We start from the raw sequence: 18,754 nt of genomic DNA, 5'->3' as shown, positions 1-18,754 counted from the left end.
GGGTTAGTCTCGGGCGTGTATTTGGTGAAAGTGCGCTTATTGGCCTCGGGCTGTGAGTCGGGGCCGGTGAGTGTAACGTTAAATGGGGCACCGGCGGTGCCGTCTGCCCCGACGGCCAGTGTCGTACAGCCGACGTGTTCGCTGTCGACGGGCACGATGACGGTCACGGCCCCGGCCAGCGGCGTTGAGTACAGTTTTGACAACGGGGCCAGCTATCAATCAGGCAGTTCAAAAAGCGGATTGGCCTCAGGAGTCTATTTGGTGAAGGTGCGCACATTGGCGTCGGGCTGTGAGTCGGGGCCGGTGAGCGTAACGGTGAATGGGGCTCCGGACGGGCCGTTTACCCCGACGGTAGATGTCGTGCAGCCGACGTGTTCGCTGTCGACGGGCACGATGACGGTCACTGCCCCGGCCAGCGGTGTCGAGTACAGCTTCGACAACGGGGCCAGTTATCAATCAGGCAGTTCAAAAAGCGGATTGGCCTCAGGCGTCTATTTGGTGAAGGTGCGCTCATTGGCCTCGGGCTGCGAGTCGGGGCCGGTGAGTGTGACGGTGAATGGGGCTCCGGCGGTGCCGTCCGCCCCGACAGCCAGTGTGGTGCAGCCANGACGGTAAATGGAGCTCCGGCGGTGCCGTCCGCCCCGACGGTAGATGTGGTGCAGCCANAATAACCTCCCAGACCGGTGTGGACTACAGTTTCGACAACGGGACGAGTTATCAATCAGGCAATTCAAAAAGCGGATTGGCCTCAGGCGTCTATTTGGTGAAGGTGCGCACATTGGCGTCGGGCTGTGAGTCGGGGCCGGTGAGTGTAACGGTAAATGGGGCACCGGCGGTGCCGTCTGCCCCGACGGCCAGTGTCGTGCAGCCAACGTGTTCGCTGTCGACGGGCACGATGACGGTCACGGCCCCGGCCAGTGGTGTCGAGTACAGTTTCGACAACGGGGCGAGTTATCAAGCAGGCAGTTCAAAAAGCGGGTTAGTCTCGGGCGTGTATTTGGTGAAAGTGCGCTTATTGGCCTCGGGCTGTGAGTCGGGGCCGGTGAGTGTAACGTTAAATGGGGCACCGGCGGTGCCGTCTGCCCCGACGGCCAGTGTCGTACAGCCGACGTGTTCGCTGTCGACGGGCACGATGACGGTCACGGCCCCGGCCAGCGGCGTTGAGTACAGTTTTGACAACGGGGCCAGCTATCAATCAGGCAGTTCAAAAAGCGGATTGGCCTCAGGAGTCTATTTGGTGAAGGTGCGCACATTGGCGTCGGGCTGTGAGTCGGGGCCGGTGAGCGTAACGGTGAATGGGGCTCCGGACGGGCCGTTTACCCCGACGGTAGATGTCGTGCAGCCGACGTGTTCGCTGTCGACGGGCACGATGACGGTCACTGCCCCGGCCAGCGGTGTCGAGTACAGCTTCGACAACGGGGCCAGTTATCAATCAGGCAGTTCAAAAAGCGGATTGGCCTCAGGCGTCTATTTGGTGAAGGTGCGCTCATTGGCCTCGGGCTGCGAGTCGGGGCCGGTGAGTGTGACGGTGAATGGGGCTCCGGCGGTGCCGTCCGCCCCGACAGCCAGTGTGGTGCAGCCAACGTGTTCGGTACCGACCGGTACGATTACGATAATAACCTCCCAGACCGGTGTGGACTACAGTTTCGACAACGGGACGAGTTATCAATCAGGCAATTCAAAAAGCGGATTGGCCTCAGGCGTCTATTTGGTGAAGGTGCGCACATTGGCGTCGGGCTGTGAGTCGGGGCCGGTGAGTGTAACGGTGAATGGGGCACCGGCGGTGCCGTCTACCCCGACGGTAGATGTCGTGCAGCCAAACTGCCTCAGCTTGAGAGGAGCTATAACGGTTTTGACGCCGTCAGAAAACGTCTGGTACAGTTTTAATGATGGGGCTGACTTTCAGGAATCACCTGTTAAAACCGCCATCCTGCCGGGAAGTATGCTGACCGTTGTGGTGAAAAATAAAGCAAGCGGCTGTCTGTCAGTAGGGTTACCGGTTACGGTTAATGCTCGTGGTAACTGCCCGCCGGTCGTGGGTCCGAATGCCGGAACGGTTCTGCTTGGAAGCTCGCTGACAGGTAATCTGCTGGCCGATGACCACGATCCGGAAGGAGGCCGTTTACGGATCAGCCAGATTACAGTAAACGGTGTAACCTATACACTGAGTAGCGGTGAACCGATTTCGATTACTATGCCGGGTATTGGTACAGTAACGGTCAATGAAAACGGAGCTTTTACGTTCCTGCCTGCACCTCAGTTTACGGGCCCTGTACCGGCAATTGAATATGTCGTCCGTGATGATGCCGGGGCAACGGCTATATCTGCCTTGAATCTGTTTGTTAGTAGGGTTGATTTACAGGCTATTGCACCACGCTATGATTGTACGTCCGGCAATATTACCCTACAGACGACAGGGGGTGACGGTACACCGGTGGCCTGGCGTGCCATCGGTCTGACAGACTGGACAACTGAGCTTACATCTATCATACCTGAAGGACTCCGGAATGACCCGAAGACCATCATTTTATATATTCGTCAGTCGGGCTATGAAACGACATATGCTTTTGATATGGTAGCTGCCTGTGGTGATTGTTCGCCGGGACAAGGTAAACCGCTTCGGATTAAAACGCCGGTTCTCAATTGTAAGGAAAGCAGCGTTTGTCTGTCTACTTGTGGCGGAGATGGATCAGCCATACGGTATAAGATTGATAACGTGAGCGAATGGAATACCGATGCCTGCGTTATGGTAGGAGATGATCTGGTTCACCGCGACCCTAAAGTACTGTTTATTCGGGTACAGCAAAGCGGACAGGAACAGGTTTTTGAATACAATCTGCCGTTAGCATCTGCGGCATGCTCTGATAGCACGCGGCCATGGAATCAACGTATTCCGGTCACACCGCCACCGCCTTCGGCTACCGTTACTATCCCCGGCTCACCAACCGGAAACACGGGGCAACCGATGGCACTACTGGAACCCTTGTACAGTTGCGCCACCGGAGTGATTACCTTTCGCTTTCAGGGTGGTGATGGGAGTACGGTTGAGTTTATGGCTGTTGGAATTACCGGCTGGACAACCCGGACCATTCACCATGTGGAGGAAGCACTCCGGCTTGAACAACCTCCTGTTCTGATTTATGCCCGGCAGGGAAGTTCACTGGTCAGTTACGCGTTCGATCTGAAAGGCTATTGCCAGAAAGCACCGCCACCGCCGTCAACAACCCCTGCTCAGCCAACACCACCGGCCAGCCTGACTTTGTTGCTGCCAACCTATAATTGCCAGACAGGGGCTTTGCACGTCAATATCGCTGGCGGAGATGGTAGTCCGGTTGACGTAATGGCTATCGGCATCACCGGCTGGACAACCCGGCTGGATCATGTTCTGGATCCGGCCATGCGCCAAAGCCAGGAATCCGTTATACTGTTTGCCCGACAGCAGGGCGTTATCATCAGCCTACCATGGATTCCTGCACAAGCGTGTCAGTCAGGGAGCGGACGACAAACAACTACTATCCGGCAGTTACAGGCGAGGTTAAAAGAAAACCCTGTAATCATGGACCAGGCAACGCTCTCCCTGACAGGTTATGAGGTGGGAAAAACGGTTAGTATTCTATGCCATGATAGTCATGGACATTTCATTACGATGACCCGGCTTGACCCGTTGACCGAATCAGTGGATGTATCGGTTAAGTTGGGGCAAATGGCTGGTATCTACGTGATTAGTGTAATTGCTGATGGACAGCAGGTACAGGTGAAAGCGGTAAAACCGTAAAAAAACTGTAGTTTTAACCGACAAACTATGGCTTACGTAGTTATGCTGTTGGTCAAAAACAGATACAGACAATGCGGATTGAACACATTCGGGATCAACTCCATCAGCTTATTGATGAGATCGATGATATTTATGTCCTCAACGGACTATACCGGAACCTGACGGCAGAAAAGCGGCAGAAAGAGGAGTACGAACGCGAACAGGCCAAATCGGCAGACAAAGCCAAAGGCCGCCGGACGCGTGATGTATAGGCAACAGCGAAGCCGGACCAACAACAAACGTTGTTGGTCCGGCTTTTCTTATTCGGCACGAAGGCTGTTGGCCGGATTGGTTTGTGCCACGCGGTAGGTTCGCCAGCCGATAGTCAGGCTGCCAATCAGCAACAGCAGGCCAAGGCACCCACCCAGTGTTTCGATCCCGATGCTGACGTGATAGGCAAAACTTAACAGAAACGCATAGCCCAGCAAGGTGCCCAGAGGAAAGGCAATGACACTGGAAATCAGTAAGAGACGCACAAAATCCCACGATAATAGCCAGACCAGCTCGCCTACTTTGGCACCGAGCACTTTCCGGATACCTACTTCTTTAATCCGCAGTGTGGTGTTATAGGTTACCATGCCGAGTAGCCCCAGGCATGCAATCGACAACGCAAGCCCGACGAGCAATGACATAAAAAAGATATCATCGTTATGGCTATGGCGCTGATCCAGATAATCGGTATACCACTGGCCATCAAAAGATTCGTAGGGGGCTAGTTTTTTCCATATACGCTTTACGTCGGCCAGAACCTGCGTGTCGGCGTCTTTAGCGACCGTAACATTGAGGTAGTGAAAACGGCCGGGCTCGTACTGAATCAGCAGTGGCATGATAGCCCACGCCATCGTTGCATAGCGGAAATCGGCAATGACACCGGCAATCTGTACATCCGTACTGTCGTTTAGCCAGATGGTTTTGCCAACCGCATCACGGGCGTCGCCCAGTTTTAGTGCCTTTACCATTTCCTGGTTGACCAATACCAGCCGACCCGATGAATCCCGGTGGCTGACCGGCAGATTCTGGCCAGCCACCAGGTGGAGGCCCATGGCTGGTATAAATCCCGCATCGGCTGAAATGCTCATGGTGCCAACGGAGTCTGTCGCCGACCGGTTGCGCCGGACCATGGTATGATTATCGCCACCGTGATCCGCCAGCATTACCGAAAGCGGTGAGAGTTCTTCAACACCGGCGACGGTCTTCAGGTCATTCGCCAGCCGTTGATAAGGTACCCCGCCCAGCGGAATACTCAGCACCCGCTCTGTACGAAACCCATAGTTTGAACTGGCCATAAACCGATGCTGCCGGATCATGGTCAGTAACCCGATCATGGCAATGAGCGAGATGGTAAATTGGGCGACAATCAGGGATTTACGAAGCGAGATACCTTTGATGACTTTCAGCCCCGTCTGGCTGCGGAGTACCTGTGCCGGCTCAAACGACGACAGGATGCGGGCTGGTACAAAACCGGCCAGTAAGCCTGCCAGCAACGCGAAGCTTACAAAAAGACTGAAGAGCGACAGGTCCCAGGTTGCGCCTTTGACCAGCCACTGCTGCACAAAGGGCATTGGTGTGACAAGTTGCAGGAACACAAACGCTAACAGCAGGGCAAGAACCGACAAAACAACCGACTCCGCCATAAACTGCCCTATCAGCTGCCAGCGAACGGCACCGGACACTTTCCGGATACCCACCTCCCGTGCCCGGCTCAGCGAGCGCGCCAGTGTCAGGTTTACATAATTGAAGCCCGCCAGCAGCAGGGTAACCAGCCCGACGGCCATTTCAACGCTAAGTCCCCCGATTTGTGGTTCGTAGGTCGAAAAAGCCAGCTCTTTAAAGGCAGGAGAGATACTGGTCAGGGGCTGACTCCGGAATGAATATCGTTTGGCATACGGAAACTGCGTAGTCCGGCAAATAGACGCCGATATATCGGTCAGGATCCGGTCGAAAGTTATGGCAGGTGTGTTTGGCTTCAGGCGTACATACGTGTAACCGCCCGCGTAGTTGGTCCAGTCGTTGAGGTATTTTCGGGCGTTGGCGTTGGCGCCGTTCAGCGACATCAGCAAATCAAACCGAAGATGAGAGTTCCGGTGATCGTCGGCCAGGATGCCGGTAACGGTCATCGGCGGCAGGTCCCCAATCCGTACTGTCTGACCAATTGGGTTCGCTTTACCAAAAAAACGCTTAGCCGTTTCATCGGTCAATACTACTGTATTGGGTGCGGTGGCCGGACTGCCTGACCGGATCCGGAAGCCGAACATCGAAAAGAAATCCGGATCGACGGCATAGCTCATCGCATCCAGCCGCTTATGATTGACGTCAACATCTCCGTAGACCCGCGTGAAACGGGTCATTTTTTCGGCGAGCGCATAGTCGCGGGTAAGGAGCGGGGCGAGTGGCATCGGCGACGTAGCGAAGGCCGTCAGGTTGCTGCCTTTGTCTTCAACATCAGTTAGAACCCGATAGATGCGTTCGGGGTTGGGATGAAACGTATCGTAGGTAAAGGCCGTCCGGATGTGCGTAATAGCCAGTAAACAAACCGTTAATCCTGAAGCAAGCCCGAATATGTTGATGGCAGTAAACAGACGGTGCTTCCAGAGATTCCGAAGCGCGATGGTGAAGTAGGACCGGAGCATAGGATCAGGCTATTGAGTTTTCCATACACACAGCCTCAAGGAATATGCCATAAAGATAACCCCTTTGATTATCAACGGTATGGCTGTTAATAGCAAACGGGGGCTGTCCGCACACGGACAGCCCCCGTTCAAAAAAGGACAGCGGGTAATTTAGTCGTTCAGGTGAACACTACCACTGCCGGAAGAAATTTTTACCGGAATACCGCCGCCGTTCAACCGGCCGACAACCCGTGTTTTTTCGATGCTGCCATCAAAATTACTCAGGGATGCCGTTGTGACGCGGTTACCGCGCAGGTCAAGATCAAGACCCTTGTTGAGCGGCATCCGGACACGCACGCTGCCTGCGCTGCCACTTAACCGGACGTATTCGCCAAGGCGGGTGATTTCGGCTTCGATACTGCCGCCGCTGGTACTGGCATCAACGCTGCCGGCAATACCCGTCAGGCGGACCGATCCACCGGATGTACCGGCTTTCAGGCTGCCGTCAATGTCATTGGCCTGAACACTGCCACCACTGGTATGGGCATCAATCTGGCCCTTCAGGTTGGTCAGTCGCAGTGAGCCGCCCGACGTTGTCAGGTGCAGATCGCCCGTCGATTCGCTGGCCGTAATAGACCCGCCTGAGGTTTTCATATCAATGCGTTCGCCATTGCGGCCTGAGCGGCAGTTGGCCATCGTAATGCTGCCGCCGGATGTCCGGCCGTTTATGTTGCCTTCAATTGAGTTGATGTTCAGGCTGCCACCGCTGGTCGCAAAGTTCTGTTGGCCGGTCAGGTTGGCCAGCCGGATACTGCCGCCGGATGTGCGGAGGTCGGTGTTCATGTTGCGGGGCGTGTATACTTTAAACGAAATACTGACCCCGTTTTTCCAGCTCCAGCTCCCATCCTGATTCTTACGTTTTGCCGTAGCGATAACTGTACCACCCTGGGCATCCAGCGTAATGTCATAATCTTTCAGGCGTTCCGCAATTTCTTCTTTCGAGAGTTCGTCTTTGCCAAACCAGTTGTTTGGCCGCACATACATTTCCACTTTCGTTTCCGACGACTGTCCGCCTTCGACCGAAATGCTTCCGCCGGAGGTTTCGACCCGCAGGTTGGTGAGATTACCTTTAAAGGATTTAACCTGATAAGGGGGCAGGTTATCATCAGAGCTGTTGAATGACGATAAAGTGATAAAGGCGAAAAGTGTAAGAATAGACAGTATTGGTCTCATGGTTCAGCGTTTTTGTTGTTGCTTTTTCCAAAGATGCAAGTATGTGTAGAAACGTTGCGTATAGTTTGAATTTTTTCTGCTCCCGCTATATATCAATACTTAACGTTATTTTAATGTAAGTGCTGTATTTTCATAATTTTGCAGGTGGATATAATACTAAAATTGCTGACAATTGTCATATTTTGCCCAGTATTGACTGTTTTTTAACGATATTGGTACTAAGTGCCGATATTGCATGGTAGAATAAAGTCGTTAAGTACTTTTTAATAAAAATTAAGAATATCTTTGTTTTATGCATAAGCAAGTTCTCATTATGCAAAAACAAAAAAATATGAGTACAGCATACTTTTCTGATCTTAACCTTAAAGCGTATGAAAAATATCGTGTCATTTCCGGTTAGTTTGCCTTCGCCGGGGTTTTCTCCTTCCAGTTAGTATATAATAGATTATGCATATTGTCTGGCAACAGCAAGCTCTGGTTGTTGCTTAGCCCCGTTTCCTGAACGGGTTTATATGGCGCGCGATCAAGCCTGCATTACCAATTTTACCAACTTAGTATGTAGATCCTCTTGATATAATGGATTGTTCTGCTTCGTCTTGTAACCATTCGGGAACAAGTCTCTAATTGTAAACGAAAGGCTGTTAGTTCTTTTCTAAATTATCTTCAATGAAAATTTCTACTCCAGAGAAATTCCAAAGCGTAAAAGCCGGTCTTTTCGCTTTGTTGCTGCTGATCGGTACGGTTACGGCCTCTTTTGCCCAGAATGTTACGGTGAAAGGGAAAGTGGTCGATGATCAGGGGCAGGCCCTTCCGGGGGTAAGTATTGTCTTAAAAGGTACGACAACGGGTTCCGTCAGCGATAACGGCGGTAATTACTCCCTGTCGGTGCCAAACGGCAACGGAACACTGGTGTTCTCGTTTATTGGTTACCTCACGCAGGAAATCGCTGTTGAGAAGCGATCTACAATTGACGTAACATTGGCGACTGACCTTAAAACGTTGAATGAAGTCGTTGTGGTTGGTTACGGTGTACAGAAAAAGGAAACAGTAACCGGTTCCGTAGCTAGTGTAAAAGGGGCTGAACTGGTAAAATCTCCGGCCGTTAACCTTTCAAACTCAATTGCAGGTCGTATGGCAGGGGTTGTCGCGGTAAACCGCAGCGGTGAGCCTGGCTATGATGACTCGTCGATCCGTATCCGTGGTGCTAACTCATTGGGTAACAATGATGCCTTGATTGTAATTGATGGTGTTCCTGCCCGGGCAGGTGGTATCAGCCGCATCAATCCAGCCGATATTGAAACGATTTCGGTTCTGAAAGATGCGTCGGCAGCGATTTATGGTTCACGGGCGGCCAACGGGGTAATCCTGATTACGACAAAACGTGGTAAAACGGGCAAGCCTGAACTGTCGTACTCGTTTAACCAGGGTTGGGCGCAGCCAACGGTCATTCCGAAGCTGGCTAATGCTGCTCAGTATGCTGAAATGCTGAATGATCTGGATATCTATCAGTTACCGACAAATGAATGGCCAGCAGCCAATACAGCTTACCGGACGAGTGGCTCGTTCACCCGCCCTAACGGTACGGTTCGTAAAGCGCCGTACTCGCCTGCTGAGATTCAGAAATATAACGATGGCTCAGACCCATGGTTATATCCGAATACAGACTGGTATGCCGCTACCCTGAAACCATGGTCGCCACAGGCCCGTCATAACCTACAGCTGACAGGTGGTACAGACAATATCAAGTATCTGGCCTCGCTCGGCTATCAGAATCAGGATGCTTTTTATAAAAACTCTGCAACGGGCTATTCGCAATATGACTTGCGGCTGAACCTGGACGCCAAGATTAATAAGTATGTTAATTTGAGTATCGGTATGTTGGGCCGTGAGGAAAATCGCCGGTTCCCGACTAAACCTGCCAGTGCTATTTTCCGGATGCAGATGCGGGGTAAGCCAAATCAGCCGGCGTTTTGGCCGAATGGTTTGCCGGGGCCTGATATCGAGAACGGTGAAAACCCGGTGGTTATCACAACTGACCTGACAGGATACGACCGCGATAAGCAGTTTTATGTACAGACGAACGGACAGCTTGATATTAAAATTCCTGGTGTCGAAGGGTTGAAATTTACAGGTACTGCCGCTGTTGATAAGCGTAACCGGAATACGAAGCGCTGGGAAACACCATGGACGTTATATCAGTTAGGGTCAGGTTTCGAAGCGGATGGCAAGACGCCTAAACTGGTGCCTAGCCTGCGCGGACCGGCCGAGCCTCGCCTGACATTGGGTAACGAAACGCAGCTGAACGTGCTGTTGGGCGGTATCCTGACGTATGAGCGTAAGTTTGGTAACCACGGTATTACAGTCCTGGCTGGTACAAACAAAGAAACCATCGAAGGGGATAACTTTAATGCATATCGTCGGTTCTTTATCTCTACGGCACTTGACCAGTTGTTTGCCGGCGGTGACCTGGAGAAAAATAACGGTGGCGGCGCATTTGAACGGGCCCGTATCAACTACTTTGGCCGGGCAGCTTACAACTATAAGGAAAAATACCTGGCAGAGTTCCTGTGGCGCTATGATGGCTCTGATATTTTCCCTGAAGAGACGCGGTATGGTTTCTTCCCTGGTGTAATGGGTGGTTGGGTTATTTCAGAAGAAAACTTCTGGAAAAACAGTGTACCGTCTGTAAACTACCTGAAACTTCGCGGTTCCTGGGGGCAGTTGGGTAACGATCAGATTGCTACCTATCAGTACCTGTCGACGTATGGTTTCCGGAGCTATATCGTAAACAACGTAGAAACAAAGACGTTGTTTGAAGCCCGGATTCCGAACAAGAACATTACCTGGGAGGTTGCCAATAATTCAGATATTGGTCTGGAAGGGCAACTGCTGAACGGTAAATTCTCGTTTGAACTCGACTACTTCTATAACCTGCGTACCAACATCCTCTGGACGCGTAATGCTTCGGTACCGCAATCGACCGGTTTATCACTGCCGGCTGAAAACATTGGTAAAGTAGCTAACCGTGGTTTCGACTTTAATATTAGTTACCGCAATCAGGCCAAGCAACTGAAGTATAGCATTAGCCTGAACGGTGGTTACGCGAAAAATAAAATCCTGTTCTGGGATGAAGCCCCGGGCGCTCCGGAATGGCAGCGGACTACCGGCCGTCCGATGAATACATTTATAGCTTATATCTATGACGGGGTATTCAAAGATCAGGGTGAAATCGATGCCAACAAAATTGATTACAAGGCCATCGTAAATACACTGCGTCCGGGCGACATGAAGTATAAGGACTACAATAACGACGGCAAAATTACACCGGACGATCAGGTTCGTAACAACTTTACCCAGTTGCCGATGTTCCAGGGGGGTATGAACCTGACGGCACAGTATAAAAACTTCGACCTGACCATCCTGTTCCAGGGATCTGCCGGTGCGAAGCAGTACGTGAGCGCCGGTGAATCAGGCAACATCGGTAACTTCCTGCTGGATATCTACCAGAACCGTTGGACAATTGATAATCCGAGCAGTGTTCACCCGCGGATTGCTAACCGGAGCGACCAGTATTATTCAAACAATAATACCTATTGGCTCCGCAGCTCAGACTATATCCGTCTGAAAAACTTCGAAATTGGTTATACGGTTCCTGAAAACATTGGTAAGAAGGTTGGAATCAATAACTTCCGTGTATACGTAAACGGCCTGAACATGTTTACGCTGGTGAATAAACTGGGTGTATATGACCCTGAAACCACTAACTCAACAGGCCAGTACTATCCACAGTCGAAAATTATGAACCTTGGTTTGACGGCTAGTTTCTAATCCTAACGCTGAACGATTATGAATCGATTGAAATATCTATTGGTAGCAGCTGTTGTGGGATCCTTCATGGTGACAAGCTGCAATGATGATTTTGTAAATACGCAACCGCTTGATCAGGTGTCTGAATCGGCGGTGTGGACGGATGCTGCCCTGGCAGATGCCTTCGTAACGGAAATCTACGCTGGCTTGGGGAACGGCGGCTTCGACGAGCAGATGCTTGCCTCGCTGACCGATGAAACCATCTTTACGCACCCTGGCCGTGGCATTACAACCATTACGGAGTCGCGCTCTAACCCGGCCGATATCGGTTGGGTAAATGGTACTCTGAGCTGGCCCAGCATGTACTCCCGTATCCGGGCGTGTAACCTGGCCCTGAAAAACCTGGAAGCACCGAAGTTTACCAACACAAACGGTGTTGTCGAACGGTTAAAGGGTGAGACTTTGTTCATGCGCGCCTATTACTATCAGCAGCTTATCCGTTACTATGGTAGTGTGCCTCTGATCGACCGTGCCTACGACCTCGGAGAGGCTGATTACCTCGCCCCGCGAAATACATGGGATGAGTGTGTGAACTTCATCGTTAAGGATTGCGACGAAGCGGCTAAACTGCTCGATGGCCGTTCGATGGCCCGTGGTCGTGCTAATAAAGCGGCCGCTCTGGCTCTGAAGGCACGGGTGTTGTTGTATGCCGCAAGCGACCTGCACGACGTACCAACTGCCAAAGCTAAATCAAGTGTGCTGGCAGCCTATGCGAAACCGGAGTTCTTCGGATCGCTGAGCGGTAGCCGTACTGACCGCTGGCAGAAAGCAAAAGATGCAGCTAAAGCTGTTCTCGATATTGCCGGCTACGGTAACATGTTGACATTGAGTGCGCCGTTGTCGAAAGATGAAGCAACGCAAACATACATCAACAACTCTATGTCACGTAATGGTGGTGAAAAAGAGATGCTGTTTGGTCGCTATTTCATCAATGCAAAACAAGAAAACGGTGGCCGTCAGGGCTTATTTAACGGTCCGAACGGATATAACAACTGGGCCGGAAACACGCCTGTTCAGCTGATGGTTGATGATTATGAAATGATGGATGGCTCGAAATTCGACTGGAATAAACCGGAGCATGCGGCTAATCCGTATGCTAACCGTGATCCGCGTTTCTACGCCTCGATTCTGTATGATGGCTCACAGTGGAAACCACGGAGTGCCGCAAATACAGCCCGTGATCCGCTGGGTCAGATTCAGACCGGCCGGTATGAGATTGTGAATGCTTCCGGTGCCAAAGTTACACACTTCGGTCTGGACACACGTAACAGCCCGATTGAAGACTGGAACGGTAGCTACACCGGCTACTATGCCCGCAAATTTATTGACGCAAACCCTGCGATTGTCGATCAGAACACATGGCAGGAAGTGCCATGGCCGGCACTGCGTTATACCGAAGCGGTCTTTAACTATGCCGAAGCCTGTATTGAGTTAGGTCAGGATGCCGAAGCGCGTACGTGGCTGAACAAAATCCGCTTCCGGTCGGGGATGCCTGCTCTGACCGAATCGGGGGATGCCCTGCGCCAGCGCTACCGGAATGAACGCCGCGTTGAAATGTACCTTGAAGAACAACGGTACCATGATGCCCGTCGCTGGATGATTGCCGGTACAACGTTAGGCCGGAAAGCTAATGGTATCAATATTACCGGTACGTTGAAGGCAGGTAAATCGGTGACACTATACAAGTACGATCCAACCAGTTACGATTACAGTTATAAGGTATTCGAGATCGATCCAGGTAAAGAAAACCGGACCTGGTTAGATAAAATGTACCTGTTACCGATCAGCCGCGACGAGATGAACCGGAACAACAAACTGTTGCAAAACCCGGGTTATTAAGACAAAGGTTTGTATTACTGAATGACGCCCCCGGTCAGCATGTCTGACCGGGGGCGTTTCTTTTTTGTAGTGGTCCGTCTAAAGAGTATGGACCGTTTTCTGAACAAATACCGGATTCCTGCTGCACGGGCTGACTGGTGGAATTATGAACAATACGAAAACCATGAATTTGTCAAGGATGGCGTAACTACAAACGGCTGATATCTGTTATAGGTACAGGGGGAAATTTGTGGAAAATTACACCGCTAAACACACACGAACATGGAATTTGTGGATTATTATACCGTGCTGGGGGTACCGAAAACTGCCTCCGACGAAGACATAAAAAAGGCGTACCGGAAGCTGGCCCGCAAACTGCATCCGGACCTGAACCCGAATGATGCGGAAGCGCAAAAAAAGTTTCAGCAGCTCAACGAAGCAAACGAAGTACTGAGCGATCCGGAAAAACGGAAAAAATACGATCAGTATGGGAAAGACTGGGCGTATGCCGATCAGTATGAACAGGCGAAACAACAACGGCAGCAACAAGCCCGGCAGCATGCAGGCACGGGCGGGGAGTATGATTTCTCAGACGGCTTTGGCGGGGCTGACTTCTCCGACTTCCTTTCGTCGATGTTTGGCCAGGAAGGCGGGCGGACACGTACCGGCGGCCGGCCAGCCAAATTTCGCGGCTCCGACTATCAGGCTGAACTGCACCTGAGCCTGCGCGATGCCTACACAACACACAAACAGACGCTCACCCTCGACGGGCAGCAGATTGGCATTACCATTAAGGCTGGTGTTGAGAACGGGCAGAAAATAAAACTCGCAGGCTATGGCGGACCGGGCGTCAACGGCGGGCCAAAAGGCGATTTATACATCACTATTCTGGTGGCCGACGATGACCGCTACAAACGGAAAGGCCATGATGTATACGTTGAGGAGGAGATTGACCTGTATACGGCCGTACTGGGTGGTGAAAAGGTAATCGAAACCCTGAACGGTAAAGTGAAAATTCCGGTGGCCGCCGGTACCCAGAATGGCGGAAAAAGCCGCCTGAAAGGCAAGGGCTTTCCGGTCTACAACCAGGAGGGCGCCTTCGGCGATTTATATGTGCAATGGCAGGTTAAAATACCTACTGACCTGACCGATGAACAAAAAGAACTATTCCGGAAACTAGCCAACCGTTAACCGCAACACACACTGTATGAATACTGAGCAATTAATTTCAATCCGTGAGTTCTGCGTGTATCATCAGGTAGAATCCGCCTTTATTGAGGCCCTTGAACATAATGGCCTGATTGAGACCATGATCATTGAGCAGAGGGTCTATATCCATCCCGGTCAGCTGGTACGGCTGGAAAAACTGGTACGCCTGCATCAGGACCTGGCCATTCACCCGGATGATATGGATGTCGTTACCGGACTGCTGGAACGAATCGAGGATTTGCAGCAGCAAATTGTCCGGCTGCAAAACCGGCTGTCGTTTTACGAACCGATGTAAAAACAAACGGACGGCAACTTTCACCGTTACCGTCCGTTTGTTATACCTGTCCGGCTGTTTATGCCATGGTCATTAATTGCCGCTGTTTGACCAGATCCTCTTTTTTGACGAAGGTCACCGGTACAAACTTGTCGGTCGGCGAACCGATGTAATACAGCGTCCAGTCCTGATCATAGCTGGACAGCATCTGCCGGATGCAGTCGACCCGGTCAAAGGTAGGTACGGTGCAGTCGCCCCAGTAGAACAGTTCTACGCGATAATGCAGGGCCTGTTTCTGGCCGTTAATCGTTACGTCAATTTCGATGTCCTGTTTGCCGGGCACCGTCGGAATAGGGATTGCAATATGTGCCATGAGTGAAAAGGGTTACTTTAGTCCGAGACTTTTTTCGGTTTCGCGGATGATGCGGCTTTTTTCCTTATCTGATTTTCCCTGTGCGTTGACTGTCCGCTCAAAAATGAATTCTTCTCCGTCTTTCTCATAACGATACCGCATAAACAGACGACCGGTTTCGGGATCGTCCTTGATCTGTTTGCTGTACGGCATGTTGTCGTTTGTTGTCAGCTTCTCGATGGTTTCGTTGTCGACCGGCTCTTTGCTCCAGCTATCCGGTTTTTTGGCATAGCCTGTCACGACGACCTCCTCAATCGGTTCACCGGTTGGCCGCCGTCCGGTTGTGACTGACCGTACTTCACTGTTTGTCGCCCCATACCCACGGCTGCGTGAACTGATCACGGCACCGTGTGCGCTGGCGACCGGCTGATTATCCTGAAATCGTTTGGCTTTAGCCGGGCCGTTAACACCCAGCGAATCCAGAATGCGGGTTTCGAGCGCCTGCCGTTCAACGGAGTCCATTCCTTCGATGTTAAACCGCTTGTGGTAATGGAGCGTACGGCCCGGTTCTTCGATGTCGACCTTAATGGTCATGATCAGATCATCGACAATGATGTTTTTGCTCACTGACGACCGCTGCGCCATGGCTGTCAGCTGAAGGAGTAGCAGAGCGAAAAGAGTGAATAATTGTTTCATGCCTGAGCGGGGGGAATAAAGAATGAAAAGCTGTTGAATGGCTCCTGATGGCGGAGAATAACGTATGAAGAACGACAAATGATGAAAAAAGCGTGCAGGTACTTTACTTTTTTCTGATCATGTGTTCTGTCGGTGCCAGCCGGTAAAAAATAAGGGCCAATCGTTTCCCCGTATCTGCCGAAGAAACCATTGGCCCCGTAGTATTAAGTGCGCTCCGAAAGGAATACCAGTATTGTTTCGGACCTTCATCGTATCTGTTGTTTATAGGCTAAAGCCTTATCTACAACATGCCAAATCCTATGCCAAAAAGGAATAGAGATTGATTTTCAGGTATTTGTGTTTTTGTTTGTCTTTGTTTTTGTCCGCAAACGGACGGTTTTCCGTTCGTTTGCGGACAAAAAGCTACTCGCTGCGCAGGGATCGTACCGGATTGATAAGGGCGGCCTTAACCGACTGGAATGAAACGGTGATGAGCGTAATCAGCAGGGTTAGTAAACCGGCGAGGGCAAAAATCCACCAGGCAATGTCGATTTTATATGCGAAGGTCTGAAGCCATTGATTCATGCCCCACCACGCCAGCGGCGATGCTATGACCATGGCAATCAGTACGAGCCCGACATAGCCTTTCGAAAGCATGGCTACCAGCCCCGGCACTGAAGCACCCAGTACTTTCCGGATGCCGATTTCCTTGGTTTTCTGCTGGGTTACCAGCGAGACCAGCCCAAACAAACCCATGCACGAAATCAGAATGGCCATGATGGCAAAGTAGCTGATGAGTTTACTCAGTCGCTGGTCACGGTCATATTGCTGTGCCAGATTCTGATCCAGAAAGGCGTAATCAAAGCTTTTTTCGGGGAAAAACCGGTCCCATTGCTGACGGATAAAGCCAATGGTTTGCTGAACCTGTTTAGGCCGGAGTTTAATCGAAAAAACCGTTAGTTCGGGTTGGGAAATGCTCATGACCAGCCCGTCGATGGGAGCATACAGTGACTGATTATGAAAGTCTTTCAGGACGCCGATGATCTTGCCTTGTTTCCCTTCTACGTTCAGGCCTTTGCCGATGGCGGCTGAAGGTGTTTTCCAGCCATACTGCTTCACGGCTGCTTCGTTGATCAGAAACGCGGCGGTTTTGTCCATCGCATACGCTTCCGAAAAATGCCGGCCGGCGACCAGCTTAAGCCCGTACGTTTCGGCAAAATTGTGATCAACGGCCAGAATGGCGGTAAACATCAGATTTTCTTTCTGCGTGTAGCCTTCCGGCACTACATTCCGGTGTACGCCCCCTGACCCGAGCGGGTTGTTCGACAGCGTAATGTCCTGCACCTGCGGATTACGCAGCAGCACTTCACGGAAGGTCTTCAGCCGTTGATAGCTACTGTCCGAAGCCGAAGCAAATACGTTGGTAATCTTCTGGTTGCGGGTGTTTACGGTAATGATAAAATCCTTGTCGAAGCCCAGCGGCTGATCGCGCAGGAAGGTGAGTTGCTGAAACGTAACCAGGGCACCGATGATCAAGGCGATAGAGGCTGCCAACTGAACCCCGAGCAATGCCTGCCGTAACAGACCACCCCTGGCTTTCGCACTCGAAAAGCTGCCCTTCAGCGTGACAATCGGCTGAAAACCGGAGACAAAAAAGGCCGGATAAACACCGGACAGGACACCCGATAAAACGGCGATGCCGATAAAAGCAGGCAATAGCCACATGTCTTTGAGCAGATAGTTCAGGGTCAGCTGCTTATTGGTGAGGGTGTTCAGGACCGGAAGCAGTACGCCGATCAGCACCAGCGATGATACCAGTGCCAGAAAGCTGAGCAGGAGTGATTCGCCTAAAAACTGAGCGATCAGCTGTTTCTTTTCGCTGCCCAATACCTTCCGGATACCTACTTCTTTGGCACGGCGCAGCGAGCGGGCCGTCGACAGGTTGATAAAATTGATACAGGCAATCAGGAGGGTAATGCCCGCAATGCCCATAAAAATGTAGACATAGGTAATGCTACCGGCAGGCTCAGGCGTGTTCTGGGCGGTTGAGCGGAGATGAAAATCACGCATCGGCTCCAGGGTGTATTCGATACCGGATGCGATTTCCTTATCGGCATGGGTTTTCAGGAAAGCCGGAAACCGGGCATTTACCCGCTCCGGCGCATGGCCCGGCCGCAGCAGTACGTAGGTGTACGAATGCGAAATCACAAAGTTATACGGCAGATTCTTGCGGGCCGCCTCGTTTTCTGTCGCAAACATGGTCTCATAGTTGGCGATCATGTCGGGGTAGATGTGCGAGTTGTCCGGGAAGTCCTCAATAACGCCGGTAATGGTCATCGGGTGTTTTCCTTCGTAGATCAGTGTTTTCCCGATCGGGTCGGTACTGCCGAAATAGCGCTGAGCAGCCTTTGCGGAGACCACAACCGCGAATTTATCGCGCAGGGCGGTATGGGGGTCTCCTTTCAGAAAGTGGAACGAAAAGATAGTAAGGATAGCCGGATCGCTGAAGAAAAATCGCTCTTCGTCAAACTTAACCGGTGCATGTTGTCCGGTAGCCCGCACCTCAACCGTGGCCGGGCTCCGGAACATCCGCGCCGACGTTTCCACTTCCGGGAAGTTTGCGGCCAGCAGCGGCGATACCGGCGGTGGCGTCAGGGCCAGCGGCTCCGTCAGCCCCGCGAATTTCGGCAGGTAGTTGATCCGGTAAATGCGGTCATACTTCGCATGAAACTTGTCGTAGCTGAGTTCATGCCGTACAAACAGCAAAATCAGGAAGCAACAGGTCAGGCCGATAGTCAGCCCGAAAATGTTAATGAACGAAAACCCCTTCTGTTGCAGCAGGTTCCGCCAGGCGATCTTAAGGTAGTTTTGGAACATGGTAGTTGATGGATTTAGTGATTGAG

11 protein-coding genes are annotated in these 18,754 nt (G+C 51.6%); 6 read left to right on the top strand and 5 right to left on the bottom strand.

Annotated features, from left to right (window positions below; all coding sequences use genetic code 11):
• Positions 1-685 precede the first annotated feature (685 nt).
• Positions 686-3,775, top strand: coding sequence for a cadherin-like domain-containing protein (locus BLX24_RS26060; protein ID WP_071506162.1), 3,090 nt, complete (start codon positions 686-688; stop codon positions 3,773-3,775).
• A 71-nt stretch (positions 3,776-3,846) separates the two neighbouring features.
• The gene (locus BLX24_RS26055; protein WP_071506161.1) at positions 3,847-4,026 is read left to right on the top strand and encodes a hypothetical protein; all 180 of its coding nucleotides are present in this window, start codon (positions 3,847-3,849) and stop codon (positions 4,024-4,026) included.
• 48 nt (positions 4,027-4,074) lie between these two features.
• On the opposite strand, the gene BLX24_RS26050 is transcribed toward BLX24_RS26055, so the two are convergent.
• Together BLX24_RS26050 and BLX24_RS26045 are read right to left on the bottom strand one after the other, a co-directional pair.
• Positions 4,075-6,444 (bottom strand): ABC transporter permease, encoded by a 2,370-nt coding sequence (locus BLX24_RS26050; protein WP_071506160.1) that lies wholly within the window; start codon positions 6,442-6,444, stop codon positions 4,075-4,077.
• 150 nt (positions 6,445-6,594) lie between these two features.
• Complete coding sequence (locus BLX24_RS26045; RefSeq protein WP_071506159.1) at positions 6,595-7,656, bottom strand: DUF4097 family beta strand repeat-containing protein; 1,062 nt, start codon at positions 7,654-7,656, stop codon at positions 6,595-6,597.
• 666 nt (positions 7,657-8,322) lie between these two features.
• On the opposite strand from BLX24_RS26045, the gene BLX24_RS26040 reads away from it, so the two are divergent.
• From BLX24_RS26040 to BLX24_RS26020, 4 genes are all read left to right on the top strand, one after another.
• Positions 8,323-11,484, top strand: coding sequence for a SusC/RagA family TonB-linked outer membrane protein (locus tag BLX24_RS26040; protein WP_071506158.1), 3,162 nt, complete (start codon positions 8,323-8,325; stop codon positions 11,482-11,484).
• An 18-nt stretch (positions 11,485-11,502) separates the two neighbouring features.
• The gene (locus BLX24_RS26035; RefSeq protein WP_071506157.1) at positions 11,503-13,362 is read left to right on the top strand and encodes a RagB/SusD family nutrient uptake outer membrane protein; all 1,860 of its coding nucleotides are present in this window, start codon (positions 11,503-11,505) and stop codon (positions 13,360-13,362) included.
• A 261-nt stretch (positions 13,363-13,623) separates the two neighbouring features.
• The gene (locus tag BLX24_RS26025; RefSeq protein WP_071506155.1) at positions 13,624-14,532 is read left to right on the top strand and encodes a DnaJ C-terminal domain-containing protein; all 909 of its coding nucleotides are present in this window, start codon (positions 13,624-13,626) and stop codon (positions 14,530-14,532) included.
• 16 nt (positions 14,533-14,548) lie between these two features.
• Positions 14,549-14,845, top strand: a complete 297-nt coding sequence (locus BLX24_RS26020; RefSeq protein WP_071506154.1) for a chaperone modulator CbpM — start codon at positions 14,549-14,551, stop codon at positions 14,843-14,845.
• A gap of 58 nt (positions 14,846-14,903) precedes the next feature.
• Here BLX24_RS26020 and BLX24_RS26015 read toward each other — a convergent pair whose 3' ends face one another.
• From BLX24_RS26015 to BLX24_RS26005, 3 genes are all read right to left on the bottom strand, one after another.
• Positions 14,904-15,197 (bottom strand): hypothetical protein, encoded by a 294-nt coding sequence (locus BLX24_RS26015; RefSeq protein WP_071506153.1) that lies wholly within the window; start codon positions 15,195-15,197, stop codon positions 14,904-14,906.
• Between the two features lie 12 nt (positions 15,198-15,209).
• Positions 15,210-15,872, bottom strand: coding sequence for a hypothetical protein (locus tag BLX24_RS26010; protein ID WP_071506152.1), 663 nt, complete (start codon positions 15,870-15,872; stop codon positions 15,210-15,212).
• A 402-nt stretch (positions 15,873-16,274) separates the two neighbouring features.
• Positions 16,275-18,728 (bottom strand): ABC transporter permease, encoded by a 2,454-nt coding sequence (locus tag BLX24_RS26005; protein ID WP_071506151.1) that lies wholly within the window; start codon positions 18,726-18,728, stop codon positions 16,275-16,277.
• Positions 18,729-18,754 lie beyond the last annotated feature (26 nt).

The organism is Arsenicibacter rosenii (assembly GCF_001870735.1).
Lineage (GTDB): Bacteria > Bacteroidota > Bacteroidia > Cytophagales > Spirosomataceae > Arsenicibacter > Arsenicibacter rosenii.
Note: the sequence above shows the minus strand (reverse complement) of the source record. Positions and strands in the feature narration are given on the sequence as shown.

Excerpts from the sequence above, each read along its gene's own strand:
- BLX24_RS26055 (WP_071506161.1), top strand. The coding sequence starts at position 3,847 with ATGCGGATTGAACACATTCGGGATCAACTCCATCAGCTTATTGATGAG.
- BLX24_RS26050 (WP_071506160.1), bottom strand. The coding sequence starts at position 6,444 with ATGCTCCGGTCCTACTTCACCATCGCGCTTCGGAATCTCTGGAAGCAC.
- BLX24_RS26045 (WP_071506159.1), bottom strand. The coding sequence starts at position 7,656 with ATGAGACCAATACTGTCTATTCTTACACTTTTCGCCTTTATCACTTTA.
- BLX24_RS26040 (WP_071506158.1), top strand. The coding sequence starts at position 8,323 with ATGAAAATTTCTACTCCAGAGAAATTCCAAAGCGTAAAAGCCGGTCTT.
- BLX24_RS26035 (WP_071506157.1), top strand. The coding sequence starts at position 11,503 with ATGAATCGATTGAAATATCTATTGGTAGCAGCTGTTGTGGGATCCTTC.
- BLX24_RS26025 (WP_071506155.1), top strand. The coding sequence starts at position 13,624 with ATGGAATTTGTGGATTATTATACCGTGCTGGGGGTACCGAAAACTGCC.
- BLX24_RS26020 (WP_071506154.1), top strand. The coding sequence starts at position 14,549 with ATGAATACTGAGCAATTAATTTCAATCCGTGAGTTCTGCGTGTATCAT.
- BLX24_RS26015 (WP_071506153.1), bottom strand. The coding sequence starts at position 15,197 with ATGGCACATATTGCAATCCCTATTCCGACGGTGCCCGGCAAACAGGAC.
- BLX24_RS26010 (WP_071506152.1), bottom strand. The coding sequence starts at position 15,872 with ATGAAACAATTATTCACTCTTTTCGCTCTGCTACTCCTTCAGCTGACA.
- BLX24_RS26005 (WP_071506151.1), bottom strand. The coding sequence starts at position 18,728 with ATGTTCCAAAACTACCTTAAGATCGCCTGGCGGAACCTGCTGCAACAG.